The organism is Nostoc sp. (assembly GCF_036917775.1).
GTDB lineage: Bacteria > Cyanobacteriota > Cyanobacteriia > Cyanobacteriales > Nostocaceae > Nostoc.
The window spans coordinates 1-16,332 of record NZ_JBALEQ010000076.1; the positions used below are offsets into that span (position 1 = coordinate 1).

A 16,332-nucleotide genomic window follows, 5' to 3' on the forward strand; every position below is an offset into this window, starting at 1 on the left:
GCCACATGAATTTCATGGCGAATGGAATTACACTATCTCACCAACCCTCAATATTCTCTAAAACTTGTAAAAGTTGTTTCTTGACAGGCTCTTAGGCTATTGGGCAAAGTTTTGTACGGTGTGTTATTCCCTCACATCACAAACTAACCTTTTAAATAAAGGCAGAGAAATAATAGTTGTGTTTAACAAAGTTTGCGCTTCATTAAAATCAGTATCACCCGTAATAAAAAAATCTGCTCCTGCGGCAATAGCACAAGCTAAAAACTTTGCATCTTTCCTATCTCTGGGGAAATCAACCTCCACATCCACATTAATTAGTGTTGTCACTGAATCAATTAAATAAACCCATCTTTCATATTGTGCCTCAGTTAATTTTAAACGAGGACGCTTTAAAACTTCCTTATACTCTGCGATAATCTCTGCCGATACAACCCACTCAAAAGCAGAATTAGCAATCACAAATAAAATCACTGCCTCTGGATTTTTATCAGCTATAGCAGCAGAGACTACGATATTAGTATCAATAATAACTTTCATTCTCCCCGTCTATAAGCTTCAATTTCTGCTGCGATCTCTTCATCAGTTAAAGGATTATCTGCGTGTATCGTTTGTATTTCTTTGAATAACTTCTTTAATTCTTCTGCTAAAGTAACCCTTTGGTTATCGTCTGTCAAAATAATCACCTCAACTCTCTGTCCTGCTTTAAATGGTAAATCAGATAATATTAACTGCCTTGGATCTGCAATGGTGATATATGTTTTATAAGCGTTCATGATTTATCCTGTTACTCAACTTTTATCTACCCTTGTTCTAACAATTTCGCTACATTCTCTGCAATTCTCTCTTCTAACTTTGTAAAGTCGTCTTAGAAGGGCGAAATTTTAAAACCAAATTTTCTATAACCAACTTTTTCCCCGACTTTTGCAACCCTATCATATAAAACTGCCGACTTCAGGCGACTGACAAAAGGAAGTGCGATCGCTTAGGCTATTGGGCATAGAGATAAAAATTAAGTATAAAAATATGCTTAACACCCTCAGCCCAATCACAGAAGACTTAGCAGGTAAAAGCTATCCCAGCCCTCACTACTTGCAAACACAGCGCCGCATTCGTTCACTCATAGACAAATATATTGCAGTCGAAAAACTACATGACCGTCTGCAAGATTTACCGATACAGTTTGCCAATCCCCAACCGCGTCCCTGGAAACCCATTGATTGGCAAACGATTAACCGCAATCAAATTATCGGCTTAGACGCAGAGGTATTTTTATCTATATTGATAGGTGCGATGGATACAGAAGCTCCCATTCGCGGCTATACCCAAACCAGTCGGCAGTATTTAGAAAAATTGCATCCTCAAATGGCTCGGTTTGTTGGTGGAACTGTCGGTAAAGATGGCGAATTGCTAGAACTTGGTTTGTGGGAAAAGGAAGAACGTCAGCACACACCTGCATTAATCAAAATCTACACTCAATTAACAGGCGAGAAAATTACCCCAAAACTTCGGACTGTTAGAAGCTATCTTCCTACAGATGACGCTCACGAAGACTTATATCGCCACGGCTTACACCGCATTGCCACAGAATACGGTGCGACCTGTCTTTATATTTGGTTGATGGCTCATACCACTGGCGCACTCCAGGATGTTCTAGAGGAACTAGCACAGGATGAAATCAACCACATGACCAAATTCTGGGGGTTTGGAGTTTGGACTTTCCCTAATACTGGGTTGATGCGAATTGGACGCACGCTAATCAAAACGCGATCGCAAAATTATCAGCGTAACAACCTTATGCGTACCCTCCGCCGCATGATGGGTACACTCAACTGGAATGCTTGGTCATTGGCTAACAAAGCAACTCTCCTCTTCACCTTCACCTATACAATGCGTCGTCTGTGGAGTTGGAACAATAGCCTCACACCAGAGTATTTGCAAGATTTATTTGAAACTACCTATTAGTAAAAACAAAGGACAAAGGACAAATGACAAATACTTCGGCTTCGCTCAGTACAAGTAACAAATCAAAATTACCCAGCGATTTAAATCCCCAAAAAATCCCCCAACATATCGCCGTCATCATGGATGGTAACGGAAGATGGGCAACCAGTCGAGGATTACCGCGTATTGCTGGACATCGCCAAGGAGCAAAAACACTCAAAGAACTATTGCGTTGCTGCAAAAATTGGGGAATCAAAGCGTTAACAGCCTACGCTTTCTCAACAGAAAATTGGCAGCGTCCCGTTGAAGAAGTAAATTTTCTAATGCTGTTGTTTGAGCGATTACTGCACCGCGAGTTGGCTCAGATACATCAAGAAGGTGTACGAATCTCCTTTATTGGAGATTTATCAGCTTTACCTAAGTCTCTACAGATGCAAATGGAACGTTCAATGACAGAGACGTTGAACAATCAAGCAATCCACTTTACTGTTGCAGTCAACTATGGTAGCCGCAACGAAATTACCAGAGTTTGTCGTCAAGTAGCTCAACTCGTAGAACAGGGCGAACTCAGCGCCCAAGAAGTGAATGAAAGTCTTGTAGAACAACACCTCTACACGGCAGATACTCCAGAACCAGATTTGCTGATTCGTACTAGTGGTGAGATGCGATTGAGTAATTTTCTCTTGTGGCAAATGGCGTATACAGAAATGTATTTCACCGATATTCTTTGGCCAGATTTTAATCGAGAAGCATTTCATCAAGCTTTGTTGAGTTACCAAAATCGCGATCGCCGTTTTGGTCAAGTTAAAGCTTCACTGTCAGCTTAGGGTATTTGAAAAACCTCTCTCTTAAATTTCCCCTTCCCGCATCGGGAAGGGGACTAGGTTTGTTGCTGCTATCAAGCATAAAGTAAAAGCACCCACAGTACCAGGATGGTATATGAGCGCTAATAAATTAAAACATTATTGAGGATAATCTATCTGCTATGACAGACCGAAGTAACTATAAGAATAGCAGGCGATGGGTAAATAAACTGCAAGGGTAGTTACAAATGTTTTGTTAAAAATAGTACTTACTGTAAGGTGTTGCTTATTTTGCCAAAGTGTGATATATTGCGCTCCTAGTTGAAAAATTTTCTGTATGCGATCGCTATAAAGCTTCTCTTGGATGAAACTGGTTAACAACCGTAAGAGAGCTTATTTGCACCATTTTTCTGCTGATCTTACCTGTAACCCAATCGATCTGCGATCGCAGTGTCTTAATTTTTTTGAGTAAATGAGTCTTTGGTAGGTATTGAGCCAAAATCCTGATACTGTTGGCGAAAGTGTTACAACTAAAAGCTGCAACGGTAGATTGAAGGTTTGAGCTTGCATAATACTTTCAAATACAAATATGTATTACATTTGCTAACGGTATTAAGCTCAATATCTATAGGACTCATATTTGATTATTGAAATATAGGTAGGGTGCGTTAGCCTTTGGCGTAACGCACCGCTCATATTTGATTATTGAAATATAGGTAGGGTGCGTTAGCCTTTGGCGTAACGCACCGCCCAAAGGTTTAGGTGCGTTAGGCTACGCCATAACACGCCACTACATACTACTTAGATTTTTTCAGAAATCAAATTATAGTCCTATATATTCTTTATCACAAAATCAGACTTAAGTAAGTTGGTGTTAAAAAAACCAAGTATGTTACGAGACGTAAATATGCTTAAAACCCTTACTAATGAACAATGACAAAGAACAAATGACAGCCTTAGCCAGTTAGCTTTAATTTCACCGACCTACTTATTTAATTATTATTTTGTCAACATAGCAATCCGATTTTAGATTTGAACAGAGAAAATTTGGAAGGCTTATGAATCAAGGCATCCTACGGAGCTTACTGTTCAAAAACCATTTATTATTCGCTATAGTAACTATAAAAACTATCAATATAATCTTTTGTTAATTCTTTCCAAAAATAGTATTTACTATTATTTAATACTTGCGATATAAGCTGATGTTCTGGTAAGTCAATTCAGAAAAAATCCTGATATCCAAAATTTAAAGTTAACAAGGCTCTGTTGCTAAATTTGCTTTAAATTTACTTATCAATCAATTTTAAAATCGCAATTAATTTTCCCCCTATTTTATCGGTGTTAGGAGTTATGATGGCAAAATATCTACTAGCTTCTGCTAGTGGGCTGGGATTTTTGTGTTTAATTGCCGGGTTGTCACCTGTGCAAGCCCTTCCTAGTTTAGAAATTGCAGATAAAAACGTAGCTGTTAATCAAAATAATGGCAGCTATCAAAAAAATGATTTTCATCAAAGCAATTTAGCAAAAAATATCTCCAGTCAATTGCTGATAGCTAATGATAGTCAAAAAGATTTACCCTTAGTCAATCAGCAGCAAAAAAATCAAGATTTAGGAGTGGATTCTGCTGTCACCTATGAAGAGCCAATTACACCACAATCTGTAAATTCATCTCCACCATCAGATAAACTTGCACAAGTAACATCCGTATCCCAATTGTCTGATGTACAGCCGACTGATTGGGCTTTTCAGGCACTCCAATCTTTAGTTGAGCGCTATGGTTGTATCGCAGGTTATCCGAATCAAACCTATCGCGGTAATCGGGCGATGACTCGCTATGAATTTGCTGCTGGCTTAAATGCTTGTTTAGACAGAATCAACGAACTGATTGCGACTGCAACTGGTGATTTAGTCAAGAAAGAAGATTTAGCCGCGTTGCAGAAACTACAAGAACAATTTGCGGCGGAATTGTCAACATTGCGTGGTCGAGTAGATGCTGTAGAAGTTCGCACAGCAGAATTAGAAGCAAATCAGTTTTCTACGACTACTAAACTTAATGGAGAGGCAATTATTGCTGGTATTGGTGCTACCGGTGGCGCTCCTAATGACAGTGACCCGAACATCATCCTAGTCAATAGAGTGCGTTTAAATCTCACCACTAGTTTTACTGGTAAAGATTCATTAATTACTGGATTGCAAGCCTATAACTTTTTGGGTGGAGTCGATGGACAGGGTAGCCTGCAACAAAGTTTAGGATTAGCTTCGCCGCTTTTAAGTTCTAGTAGCGCTCGTACCAGTTTTGAGCCGCAATTTCCGGGGTTAAATGTCAATACTTTGTCGAGCGTTGGCGCAAACAGCATTCAGCTTTACAAATTGCTGTATATTTTTCCCGTCGCTAATAAATTAACCTTGTTTGCGGGAACTGCGGCGGAAACATCAGATGCTTTCCCAGCAATTACGCCTTTTTATGGTGAAGGACAAGAGTCAATATCTCGTTTTGGCAACTTGAATCCTGTGCTACGGGTTTCTGGTGGGACTTCGGGTACTGGTTTAGCATCGGCGGCGGGCTTTATTTATAGTATTTCCCCGAATTTGGATTTACGAGCTTTATACGGTAGTGTAAATGCCAATTTACCCCAAAAAGCTGCTAGTGAGGCACTACCAGGAGTTTCTACTACACCTTTGGGAGGAGGTTTATTTAGTGGTAGTAGTGTTATTGCCGCACAGTTAACCTTCAAGCCGAGTCCTGACCTAGATATTGGTCTAAACTATGCCAATAGTTATCATGAAATCAATATTTTAGGTACAGGATTAATTAGTGCTGATATTGGTGCTTTAGCTGGTGTTGAGGCTGGGACACCAGTCAAACTCAACTCTGTTGGGGGTACGGTTACATGGCGATTGTCTCCCAAAATAGCCTTATCTGGCTACGGTGCAGCACTATTTGTTGATGCTGCTTCAAATAGCGTGAATGCTTCCACCACCTTTACAAGTTGGATGGCGGGAGTTCACTTCAGAGATTTATTCAAGTCAGGAAACACTGCTGGGATTCTTTTTGGTCAGCCGCTTTTCCGTAGTGATACTGGTGGTTCTGCTCAACTTACCCCCACAGGCGAGAATCGGGCCACTCCTTACCATTTAGAAGGCTATTATCGCTTTCAAGTTAGCGATAATATCAGCATTACCCCTGGTGCGTTTGTTCTCTTTAACCCAGAAGGTAACAGCAACAATGACACTACGACTGTAGGCGTACTTCGGACTACTTTTACCTTTTAACGATAGCTCCAAATAGCGATCGCACCATAACTAGTAACCAAATATCCTCCCAAAAGTAACACTCCTGAAAAGGAGTGTCGAGGATAAAATAATGACTAATAATAAGTAGAAATTTGGTGGACGATTATCGAATAATATTGTCTTTTTACCCAAAATCTTTGATGCAAAACTGGTGAGATGCTTAGGTTCGCTACGCTAAAAATAAAGTACGTAGCCCATCATCGATATCGCCTCACACATAACCTAATTGTTTCTTTTACCTGAGTTACCAGGTTGATTTGAATGTTGGTGCTTTTGTATAACCCGCTCAATCTGGCAAGTCACCGCATTTATTCTGTATTTAACCTTATCAAAATCAATATTTACCCAAATATAGGCTTTGTCAGGCCTTTCCTGCTTATAATTCATATATTGCTTTTTTTGTCAAGATATTTTGTTATATCTATACAATATAGCCATTTCTATTTCTAAACTACTTTCTCTAGACGTATAAGTAAATATGCTTAATATTTACTTAAGATTTTATCTGCTAGAAGTTCAACCACTAATTTACTAAAAGAGACGCGATATTTCGCGCCTCTAAGAAGCAAAACCCAAATTCTAAGTATTAAACTTGTCGCCAAATAAGCTAAAAAAGCGATGAAAGCCAGTTATAGCGAACATTTCAATAATTTCGGTCTTTCATCGCTAAAACCTATGCTGTATAAGGTTTTTAGCTATTTAGGGCTTTATTAAGCGACAAGTCTATTAGCTTAAATCTTTGTTTGTAGATATTGCACCAACTGCGGTGCTTGCATCACTCCCTCTATCCTATCCACAGGTTGACCTTGCTTAAACAATACTAAGGTTGGAAGAGAGGCAATTTTGTACTCAGTAGCCAAATCTGTGTATTTTTCTGTATCAATTTTGACAATTCGTAGGCGATCCTTAAGTTGGAGATTGACTTGCTCTAAAATTGGCACCATCATTTGGCATGGGCCACACCAGTCAGCGTAAAAATCTACTAATACAGGTACATCAGAAGCAGACAGCATCTCTTCAAAGCTGTTAAATTGTTTTTTAGTTGCCATGTGACACACGCCGATTTTCAATTGTTTGTTTCAATAGTAATTCTTAGAAAATAAAATCGGTACAAGTTTATGGGTTTTGTTGGGAAAATATTAGATTACTCAATATAGATTGATTTACCCGCAAAAATCTTAAATATTTATAATAAAATCCATGTATTGTGTGTGTTTGTGTATATGGATTAAATATGTATTTAAACCTATTTTGGCTGTCTAAATAAGGTAAGTTAGCACAATAAAATCATACTATGTAAAGAAAAATTAACTAGGCTAAAACTCTTATACCTATTGGCTTATTCCAAAGCTAAATACAAAGGATAGTTTATCTATAAAATATTTAATTTGCAGGATGACAGCAAGATTATCTTCCTAAAGAGTGAGATTTTATCTAGACAATATTCAGATGTTCCCTAAATCACCATAAGATAATTAGCGCGGTATTTCTAAGATTGAGGAACATTAAATGACATTATTACAAGGTAAAGTCGCAATTATCACAGGTGCATCACGAGGAATTGGCAAAGCGATCGCAATTGAATTAGCTTCACAAGGAGCGATCGCAGTTGTCAATTATGCCAGTTCGAGTGCTGCGGCTGAGGCAGTTGTTACAGAAATTACAGCAGTGGGAGGTCAGGCGATCGCTATCCAAGCAGACGTTTCTAAAAGCGATCAAGTAGACGCATTAGTTAACGCCGTTATGGAAAAGTTTAGCCGTGTGGATATCTTAGTCAATAACGCAGGGATTACCCGCGACACACTGCTTTTGCGTTTAAAGCCAGAAGATTGGCAAGCTGTGATAGACCTAAATCTAACTGGTGTTTTCTTATGTACACGCGCCGTCAGTAAAATCATGCTCAAACAGCGATCGGGGCGAATTATTAATATTACCTCCGTTGCTGGGCAGATGGGCAACCCAGGTCAGTCCAACTACAGCGCCGCCAAAGCAGGTGTCATCGGCTTCACCAAAAGTGTTGCCAAAGAACTGGCTACTCGCGGTATTACCGTTAACGCCGTCGCCCCTGGCTTCATCACCACCGATATGACCAGCAATCTCAATAACCCCGAAGATATCCTAAAATACATCCCCCTCGGTCGCTTCGGTCAGCCCGAAGAAGTCGCTGGGATGGTGCGCTTCTTAGCCGCAGATCCCGCCGCCAACTACATCACCGGACAAGTTTTTAACGTCGATGGCGGAATGGTAATGGCTTAAATAGTGGTGAGTTAAGAGTCATTGAAGGAGGTAGGAGGCTGAGGGTAGTTTTCCTCCTGCCTTCATCTGAAGAGATATATTTACGTTGACACACAACATAATTCTTTTGTACAGTGCGTAATACCGTTTCACTTCAGGTTGATAAAAATAGACCGCAAGGGACAGAATTAAAGACAAATCTATTTGTATCAAGCATTTTGTGAAATAGTATAAGCCCTAATCTTAAAAGATTAGTCTAAAACTGAATGAAAAATATTCCCTAGCAAAGATGACTAACTCAGCACCAAGTCGTTTGGGTGAACTCGCCAAACTGTTTTTGAAACTTGGCGTTATCGGCTTTGGGGGCCCAGTTGCCCATATTGCCATGATTGAAGATGAAGTTGTTAAGCGTCGTCAGTGGTTGACAAGGGAGCATTTTCTAGATTTGCTGGGCGCAACTAACCTAATTCCTGGGCCAAATTCCACAGAAATGGCTATCCATATAGGATACATCTATGCAGGTTGGCTGGGGCTGATTGTCTCAGGTGTATGTTTTGTCTTACCTGCGGTTCTAATTACTGGGGGGTTTGCTTGGGTTTATGTTGCCTACGGCACTTTACCTCAAGTAGCTCCGCTCCTTTATGGCATTAAACCGGCTGTTTTAGCAATCATTATTAATGCCCTCTGGGGCTTGGCAAAAAAGGCTGTGAAAACTCGCCAATTGTTAGTGATTGCTTTGGCTGTGGCGTTAATAACATTATTATTCAAATTAAATGAAGTAATTGCCCTATTAGTTGGGGGATTGCTGGGTATGGTTTGGTTACATTCTGGCGATAAAAACGACAAACCAGGAGATAAAGCCAACTTTCTAATTGCTAGTCTCACTACAGGCGCGACTTTAAAGGCATCAACAGTTGTTGCTGCATCGGTAGCTACCGCATCTACTGCAACCAGCGTTTCTTTATGGCAGTTAGGTTGGTTTTTTCTGAAAGTCGGTAGTGTCTTGTTTGGTGGTGGCTACCTTTTGGTGGCTTTTCTCCAAGGAGGATTAGTTCAAGAATATGGCTGGCTGACACAACAGCAGTTACTAGATGCGATCGCAATTGGTCAATTTACTCCTGGGCCAGTACTTTCGACTGCTACGTTTATTGGTTATATCATTGCCGGCATTCCTGGCGCAATTATTGCCACAATTGGAATTTTTCTACCTTCTTTTGTTTTCGTTGCTGCCCTGAATCCCTTAATTCCCCGCTTACGGGCCTCTTCTTGGAGTAGAGTATTTTTGGATGCTGTGAATGTTAGTGCTGTAGCGCTAATGGTTGTTACCACCCTGCAACTAGGTGCAGCCACCTTAACATTACCACAAGCCCCATTTGTAGATTTTCTCGGCTTGGCGATCGCGATCGTCTCAGCCATTTTAGCTATTCATTTCCGCATCAATGCTGCATGGCTAGTTTTTGGTAGCGCTTTTATTGGATGGGGCGCTTCACTCTTGGGCTACACTCGTTGAAATTGCATATTTTCTCAAAACAGAATTCTGGAATCATCCGATTTCTTGGTGAGGCTAGCCAAAAATATAGATATGTTAAATCTTGCTTTCAAACTATTTTCATGTGATAATTACCATTAACTCCGGCAAGCTTACAAAGTTACCGGAGTTTATAACAATAGTTGAAAAATTGAGTTTTTATCTGTTTAAAGACTACAAACTTGTATAAACATACCAGTTTATAGCTTGATGGCTGCATCTAGGAAAAGTTTGCTACTTTGTGGGCATTGCTGATTGCGGTATGAAAACGATTGTGCTTTGTGGTGAAAATCCTTGTAGAGACGTAAAATTTTACGTCTCTACATCCAAAATTCATACCTCTATTCAGCAACGCTACTTTGTGTAGTAGCAGACATCATGTTTGTGCATATTTGAGTTTGAAATTATAAATATTTAAAGATAAATTCTTTTTGCCAATTTTTATCTATATTTCCATTCCCCAATCTAAATTTTTCAAGGTGAAATATGTCAATTCAAAACACCGGATCTAATTGGGAACAACTATTAGAAATTGCCCAAAAAAATACCCCAGCTCGACGGGTGCGTAGACAGGGGCAATCCCCTTCCACTGCTCCCATTCCTAGCAGTCTTCATAAACTACCACCAGATACAGAACCGCCAGTATTGCTCTACCGGGATACTAACTCTTGGTGTCCCTTTTGCGAACGGGTTTGGTTTGCTCTTGAAGAAAAAGAAATTCCCTTTGCAACGGAGTTTATCGACTTGACTAATAAGCCTAAATGGTATACAGATTTAGTTCCCACAACCCTTGTCCCGGCTGCCAAAATTGAAGGAAAGTTAGTCTATGAATCTAAAGACATTCTGTTAGCATTAGAAGAACAATTTGGTTCAACTTTGCTTCCTGAAGACCCAGAGGAAAACGCAGTTGCTAGGCAGTGGCTTGAAGAAGCTGAAACCAATGGTGTGAGAGATATAGCTTACAAATTCCTCCGACAAGCTCCTGAAGATCCGAATGAATTAGCAAGCTTACAGACAGCTTTTGAATCTAAATTAGACGAACTTGAGCAACTTCTAGGAAAATATTCTGGCCCCTACTTTTTATCTACATTTAGCGTGGTAGATATTACCTATAGCCCCCATTTAGATCGCTTGGCGGCTAATTTACCTGTTTATCGAGGATATCACCTCAAGGGAAATCCTCGGTATCCTCGGATCAACGCTTGGTTTGAAGCACTCAAACAGCGTCCTGCCTATCACCGCGTCAAATCGGATGATACCACCAACAATCTACTTCTACGTCGCCGATGGGGTGTGATACCAATCAGCAATCCTTTGCCCCCAGATCCAGCACTTAGCCAGGAAATCCAATTTAGGGCAGAAGCGGCTGAGAGATTAGCTGATAACCGAGAAGTTGCTTTAGGAGACATCCTGAAAAACTCCGGGGTGCAAGCATTGGCAGCTAATGGCGACACAACAGCCGTTAAAGAAGCGGTTGATTTCCACCTCAGATTGCTGGCTGACTATCTGATTAATGGCAACGGTGCAGCATTACCGTGGGGGCGCGTGGGCGGCAAAGACAACGCCGATCCGACTGTGGCTGCGGTTGGAGCCATCACACTCGCCTATGTGAGAAATCGCATTTGTGCGCCACGGGATATGAGCGCTGGTGCAGCAACTGCATTCCGGGCAGCAGCAGATAAGGTGTTGGCATCTCTTTATTAGCGATCGCTACCGACAGGTTAAGAGAACTTTTAAAACATCCTCTAAAGGATATTTGGAAAGTCGCAATTCATACTAACCCTGCTGACTCAATACGGTTCGGTTAAAGGGATGAAATTTTCCCTTTACCTTCAAATTTTAACCTTTCCCCAATCTGACTTTTCACGTTATGTGGAAAACTACACCAAAAACTTTGCAAGATGTATATTAATTTAAAGGTAGGAAAATTTGTAAAGTTGTCCCTTTTTTTACTACACTTCTGAGACTAATCTGGCCACCGTGAGATTGAATTATTTGTTGAGCAATAGCTAACCCTAAACCGAATCCTCCGGTTTTGCGAGAGCGTTTCTTATCTACCCGATAAAATCGCTCAAATATATATGGCAAATCATTTTGGGGAATCCCAATTCCATTATCTATAACTTGAATTACAGCAGAATGAGACTGAGTAAATAAGTGCAACTGCACTTGTCCTCCAGCAGGAGTATATTTACAAGCATTATTAACTAAATTTACAACTGCTTGATAAAGCAAGTTAGCATCACCAAGCACAGTTACACTGTTATTAGGCAATTTAGAAATTAAACTAAGATGTTGTGCATCTTGGTGTGTTACATAATCATTTGTTATCTGCACAAGTAAACTTTTGAGGTCAACTTCTTTTAGCGATTCGGTGGGTAATTGACCTTGGGAACGTGCTAGAAACAACAGATTAGTCACCAGAATACTCATTGACTGGCCGATATCAAAAATCTTTTGGAAGCGTTGACGCTGCACCTCAAGGTCGGTAGATTTAGACAGAAAGCCAAACTGAGCATTGCTAATAATTGCTGTCAAAGGCGATCGCAATTCATGGGAAGCATCAGCTGTAAATCGTTGCAGGTGATCGTAGCTGTGGCGAATTGGTTGCATCGCTAGTCCTCCCAACCACCAACCAGTCAGGGCAATTGCACCCAAGGTAATCGGCACTGAAATCGCCAAAACTAGCCGAAATTCAGCTAAAGCACTTTCAATAGATGTGATTGGCATCGCTGCTTGCATATAACCAATTAATAAACCATCCTGATAAACAGGCAACGTTACCTGACGCAGCCATGCTTTATCATCGGTTTTGATAGTATCAAATCCACCTAATACCGAAAGGCGATCGCTCGGAATTTTACCAAAAAATTGCACTAGTTGCTTTTGGTCATCATACCAACTTGCATACACTAATCCTATATCTGGCAATGGTTCTACCATGCTTCCCAATAATGGTACGTGTTCCAAGTCTAGCTGTCGGCGACCATTGTATAGTTCTGACTTTACATTCGCTGCCATCACACTGGTTTTTTTATACAGTAATATATCCAGTTCCTCTAACTCATCTATAACTTCCACGTAGTAAACTACCGCCGCAAACCCAATTAAAATACTACCCATTGTTAGGGTGAACCAACTTGCAAGATTACGACGGCTACGATTAAACATAAGTAAGTTGGCAAAATAAAATCAAACTATAGCAATCTGATTTGATTTCTGAATCACTCGTAGAGGTAAGGCACTGGGAAGAAGGAGTGAAGAAGGCAGGAGGCAGGAGGCAGAAGGCAGAAGGTTGCAAGGCTTCAGACCTACACTGATAGCGCAGCGTTAGCGACGCAGGAGCGTCTTGCGGGACACCAAATCAGAGATTTTGGGGGCTTAAACCCTTGCTCCCTTTGGTCGCGGCAGAAGGCAGAGTGCAGTATTCCTTCTGCCTCCTGCCCTCTGCCTTCTGCCTTTCTTGCTAAAGTCCTCACTACAAACCTTGAATTATTCACGCCGCTCTACTTAATTATTGGGGATTTAAGCGATAGCCCATACCGTAAACTGTTTTAATCCAGTCTGCTGCATCCAATACTTGCAAGCGCTGCCGCAGCTTGCGTACTAAGACAGTTAAAGCATTGCTTTCTGGTTCCATACCCCACTCCCACAATGCCTCTTCAATCTGGTTGCGATTTAAAACCTGATTAGGATGACGCATCAGGTATTCTAATAATTTTGCTTCACGAGGAGATAATTCGACTTTTACGTGACTTCGTTCTACATTTAATTCAGCTAAATCCAATTGCAAATCTGCTACCCGTAGACTATCTCCCTGCCAATTGGGGACTCTCCGCCCCAAAGCACGCACCCGCGCCAAGAGTTCCACTAAGTCTACGGGTTTGACTAAATAATCATCTGCTCCAGCATCTAAACCCATAACTTTATCAGGCGTGGTGTCTTTAGCTGTCAATATCAACACCGGTGCAGTTTTACCAGAGAGACGATACTGGCGACACAGACTTAAACCGCTAATTGTCGGTAACATCCAGTCTAAAATTAATAGATCGTAATGTTTTTGGGATATCAGCCACTGTGCAATTTCTCCATCTTCCGCAGCATCTACAATATATCCAGCTTCCGATAGAATACCTTGTAATGGCTCTAATTGTTCAGAATCATCTTCTACTAATAATATCCGCATACAACCTTTCGATGTAAATTCATTACAGGAGAATTTTCCGCACTATATTAATAAGAAGGAAGTCAATTTTCTCGTATATGTTGTATTAGTACTATCCCAGGTTAAAAATTTAAAGTGTTCTACCAGAAGGTATATCATGAATGCGCCAATAGATAGTTTTTGGTATTAATCACTTCGCAAATATCAGACAAATTAGTATTATCTATAAACTAAAAGCTAAAATATTATGCCTTATTTAAAACCACAGATTTTACTAATTATTTTACCTATGGTATTGCTAGGAATTGCCTTTTGGACTGGTAGTGATTTGTTAACAAAAAAATTATTAGGATTCTCTTATAGGACGCTGGATAAGTTGCAAGCTGATACACTACCGCAGGTCGAGCTAACACTTAATTTTACAGTGGTTGATATGAAAGTAGAGAAAGAGCAAAAATTTACTCAAGTGAAGATTAAAACAGCAAATTCCCTGCTAAAAAGGTTAGAAATTGAAATTCCTAACTCCCAATTTCCAGAAGTAGCGATCGCAGAAAAATTTGGACTATATCCTCAGCAACAAGAGCTGAAGCTTAATAAACAAATACAAGTAAAAATTCCTGTAATTTTAAAAGTAATCAAAGCTGAAATTGAAAAAAAGCAAGGAGTTACCTTTGTTGAGGTTAGAACCGCTAACAATACTCTACGGAAGTTGGATTTTGTTCTACCGGTAACTGAGATTAATATGGTAGAAGCAATGACTGCTAAGTTACTAAATTTGTCTCCTGAAGAAGTCAGAAAGCTAATACGTTATCAAGTTCAAAATCAATCTTGGTTAAAATCTAAAATAAAGAAAGCCGCTAAAACTGAAATAATTTAAAATACCAATAACGAGTAAATTAGTAGAGACATATTATATTAGTCAATACAGTTCAGATAAGACCAAAACAATTGTAGAGACGGCGATTTATCGCGTCTCTTTGAACCGTATTGACATATTAGTATAGGGGCGTAAAGTGCAATTTCGCCTTTTTACTAAAGTTGATTCCGTGCTTTGAGTTGCAAATATCGCTCAACTACCTGATCGGCAATTTGATTTGCTGGTGCATCTAGTACTAATACACCTTTTTGTTTCAATTGAGCAAAAGCTACTTGTCTTTGCATTAATAAATCGAGTGCCACTGCACGGGCATAAGCTTCTGTAACATTATCTGTAAAAGTGTGTGCCAAATGGTCAACTTGTGGATCTCGCAAAGTAACACAAAATGGCAGATAGCGAGGCGCTAACTTGGAGAGTGCAGCCAGGAGTTCTGTAGAGGCGGTGATATCAACTAAGTCGGTAATTACGACTACAAGCGCCCTGCGAGTTTGACGTTGCAAAACATTTGTTACCGCCCCCAAATAATCAGATTCAAATAAGACTGGTTGAATTGGAGTGAGGCGATCGATTAGCTGATTCAAATGATGTTGACCGCGTTCTGGGGGAATCCATGTGTGCATCTGGCGGTCAAATACACCAACACCCACGCGATCGCCTCGATGTAACCCCGCCAATGCTAAGGATAAGGTTGCATTCAAACCCCAGTCAAATCTCTGCAAATTCTGCACCTTTGCGGTCATTAAGCGTCCGCGATCGAGCAAGATTAGTAAAGTTTGTTCCTGTTCTGGTTCCAGAACCCTCACCAGTGGCGTTGCATTTCCATAAGCACCAACCCGACGGGCGGTAGCTTTCCAATCAATAAAGCGTAAATCGTCACCAGTGCGATAGTTCCGCAGTTCGGCAAACTCTGTACCAATACCAGTTTTACGAGATTGGCGCATTGATCCTGATGATTGCAATGTCAAACGAATTGTGAGCGATCGCAATCCCACCAAATCAGGATAAACTTTCACTGGCAGACTTTGGGGAATTTGCCAATCATCCCAAGCTAATCCCCAAATTCCCAACTGTCGAACTTGAATATTTCCCCAAGGAAACTCGCCGCGCTGTTTTGGGTTGACAGTATATCTCAATTCCTGAGTGGTATTACTGGGAATAATCGCCCGGTGTGTGGATGCTGATACACCAAACCCTGTTGGGTAGTAATCGCAGATTTCAATTAAGGCGTTGGTATTTGGAGATGTTACTTTTAGTATTACCGGATTATCCCGCCCAATGGATAATCGAGATGGTAATTCGCGGGTAATTTGCACGCGAGAACGCCGTACCTGTAAGCCATCTGCAACCATCAATCCAATAATGATGGCATCAAATAACACAATAATGGCGATGGTTACTTGAATGCTGAAAAAAAGGTATAGGATCGGGGCGATCGCTATACCTAAAACTATCAACATATAAACTCGTTTGGAAGGAACCATTTTTGAAA

The 16,332-nt window shown here is 40.4% G+C and carries 13 protein-coding genes; 7 read left to right on the forward strand and 6 right to left on the reverse strand.

The features are described 5' to 3' along the window. Positions 1 to 123: 123 nt before the first annotated feature. Both V7K69_RS14025 and V7K69_RS14030 read right to left on the reverse strand, forming a co-directional pair. Positions 124 to 537 carry a putative toxin-antitoxin system toxin component, PIN family gene (locus V7K69_RS14025; RefSeq protein ID WP_335035262.1) on the reverse strand — a complete coding sequence of 138 codons (414 nt, stop codon included), beginning with the start codon at positions 535 to 537 and terminating at the stop codon, positions 124 to 126. Continuing rightward, positions 534 to 773, reverse strand: coding sequence for a hypothetical protein (locus V7K69_RS14030; protein ID WP_335035264.1), 240 nt, complete (start codon positions 771 to 773; stop codon positions 534 to 536). Before V7K69_RS14030 ends, V7K69_RS14025 begins: the two co-directional genes overlap by 4 nt. A gap of 250 nt (positions 774 to 1,023) precedes the next feature. Between V7K69_RS14030 and V7K69_RS14035 the strand changes: the two genes are divergently transcribed. The 3 genes from V7K69_RS14035 to V7K69_RS14045 all read left to right on the forward strand — a co-directional run bounded on the left by V7K69_RS14035 (position 1,024) and on the right by V7K69_RS14045 (position 6,017). Further along, positions 1,024 to 1,962 (forward strand): ferritin-like domain-containing protein, encoded by a 939-nt coding sequence (locus V7K69_RS14035; protein WP_335035266.1) that lies wholly within the window; start codon positions 1,024 to 1,026, stop codon positions 1,960 to 1,962. A 23-nt stretch (positions 1,963 to 1,985) separates the two neighbouring features. Next, entirely contained in the window at positions 1,986 to 2,768 is a 783-nt protein-coding gene (locus tag V7K69_RS14040; RefSeq protein ID WP_335035268.1) for an isoprenyl transferase, read from the forward strand. Between the two features lie 1,329 nt (positions 2,769 to 4,097). Next, a complete protein-coding gene (locus tag V7K69_RS14045) occupies positions 4,098 to 6,017 on the forward strand; it encodes an iron uptake porin (protein ID WP_335035387.1) in 1,920 nt (639 codons plus the stop codon). Between the two features lie 752 nt (positions 6,018 to 6,769). Here V7K69_RS14045 and trxA read toward each other — a convergent pair. Beyond that, positions 6,770 to 7,087, reverse strand: a complete 318-nt coding sequence (gene trxA / locus V7K69_RS14050) for a thioredoxin (protein WP_012408911.1) — start codon at positions 7,085 to 7,087, stop codon at positions 6,770 to 6,772. A gap of 460 nt (positions 7,088 to 7,547) precedes the next feature. On the opposite strand from trxA, the gene fabG reads away from it, so the two are divergent. The 3 genes from fabG to V7K69_RS14065 all read left to right on the forward strand — a co-directional run bounded on the left by fabG (position 7,548) and on the right by V7K69_RS14065 (position 11,505). After that, positions 7,548 to 8,294, forward strand: coding sequence for a 3-oxoacyl-[acyl-carrier-protein] reductase (gene fabG / locus V7K69_RS14055; protein ID WP_335035271.1), 747 nt, complete (start codon positions 7,548 to 7,550; stop codon positions 8,292 to 8,294). Positions 8,295 to 8,562: 268 nt separating this feature from the next. Continuing rightward, positions 8,563 to 9,783, forward strand: coding sequence for a chromate efflux transporter (chrA, locus tag V7K69_RS14060; RefSeq protein ID WP_335035273.1), 1,221 nt, complete (start codon positions 8,563 to 8,565; stop codon positions 9,781 to 9,783). 504 nt (positions 9,784 to 10,287) lie between these two features. Beyond that, positions 10,288 to 11,505, forward strand: a complete 1,218-nt coding sequence (locus tag V7K69_RS14065) for a glutathione S-transferase family protein (protein WP_335035275.1) — start codon at positions 10,288 to 10,290, stop codon at positions 11,503 to 11,505. Between the two features lie 204 nt (positions 11,506 to 11,709). Here V7K69_RS14065 and V7K69_RS14070 read toward each other — a convergent pair whose 3' ends face one another. Further along, positions 11,710 to 12,972 carry a sensor histidine kinase gene (locus tag V7K69_RS14070; RefSeq protein ID WP_335035277.1) on the reverse strand — a complete coding sequence of 421 codons (1,263 nt, stop codon included), beginning with the start codon at positions 12,970 to 12,972 and terminating at the stop codon, positions 11,710 to 11,712. 343 nt (positions 12,973 to 13,315) lie between these two features. Further along, complete coding sequence (gene rppA, locus V7K69_RS14075; protein ID WP_335035279.1) at positions 13,316 to 13,987, reverse strand: two-component system response regulator RppA; 672 nt, start codon at positions 13,985 to 13,987, stop codon at positions 13,316 to 13,318. Positions 13,988 to 14,213: 226 nt separating this feature from the next. Here rppA and V7K69_RS14080 point away from each other — a divergent pair, with 226 nt between their 5' ends. Then, positions 14,214 to 14,843 carry a hypothetical protein gene (locus V7K69_RS14080; RefSeq protein WP_335035282.1) on the forward strand — a complete coding sequence of 210 codons (630 nt, stop codon included), beginning with the start codon at positions 14,214 to 14,216 and terminating at the stop codon, positions 14,841 to 14,843. Between the two features lie 155 nt (positions 14,844 to 14,998). Here the strand turns inward: V7K69_RS14080 and V7K69_RS14085 are convergent, their stop codons facing one another. Further along, positions 14,999 to 16,324 carry a DUF58 domain-containing protein gene (locus V7K69_RS14085; RefSeq protein WP_335035284.1) on the reverse strand — a complete coding sequence of 442 codons (1,326 nt, stop codon included), beginning with the start codon at positions 16,322 to 16,324 and terminating at the stop codon, positions 14,999 to 15,001. Positions 16,325 to 16,332: the final 8 nt, after the last annotated feature.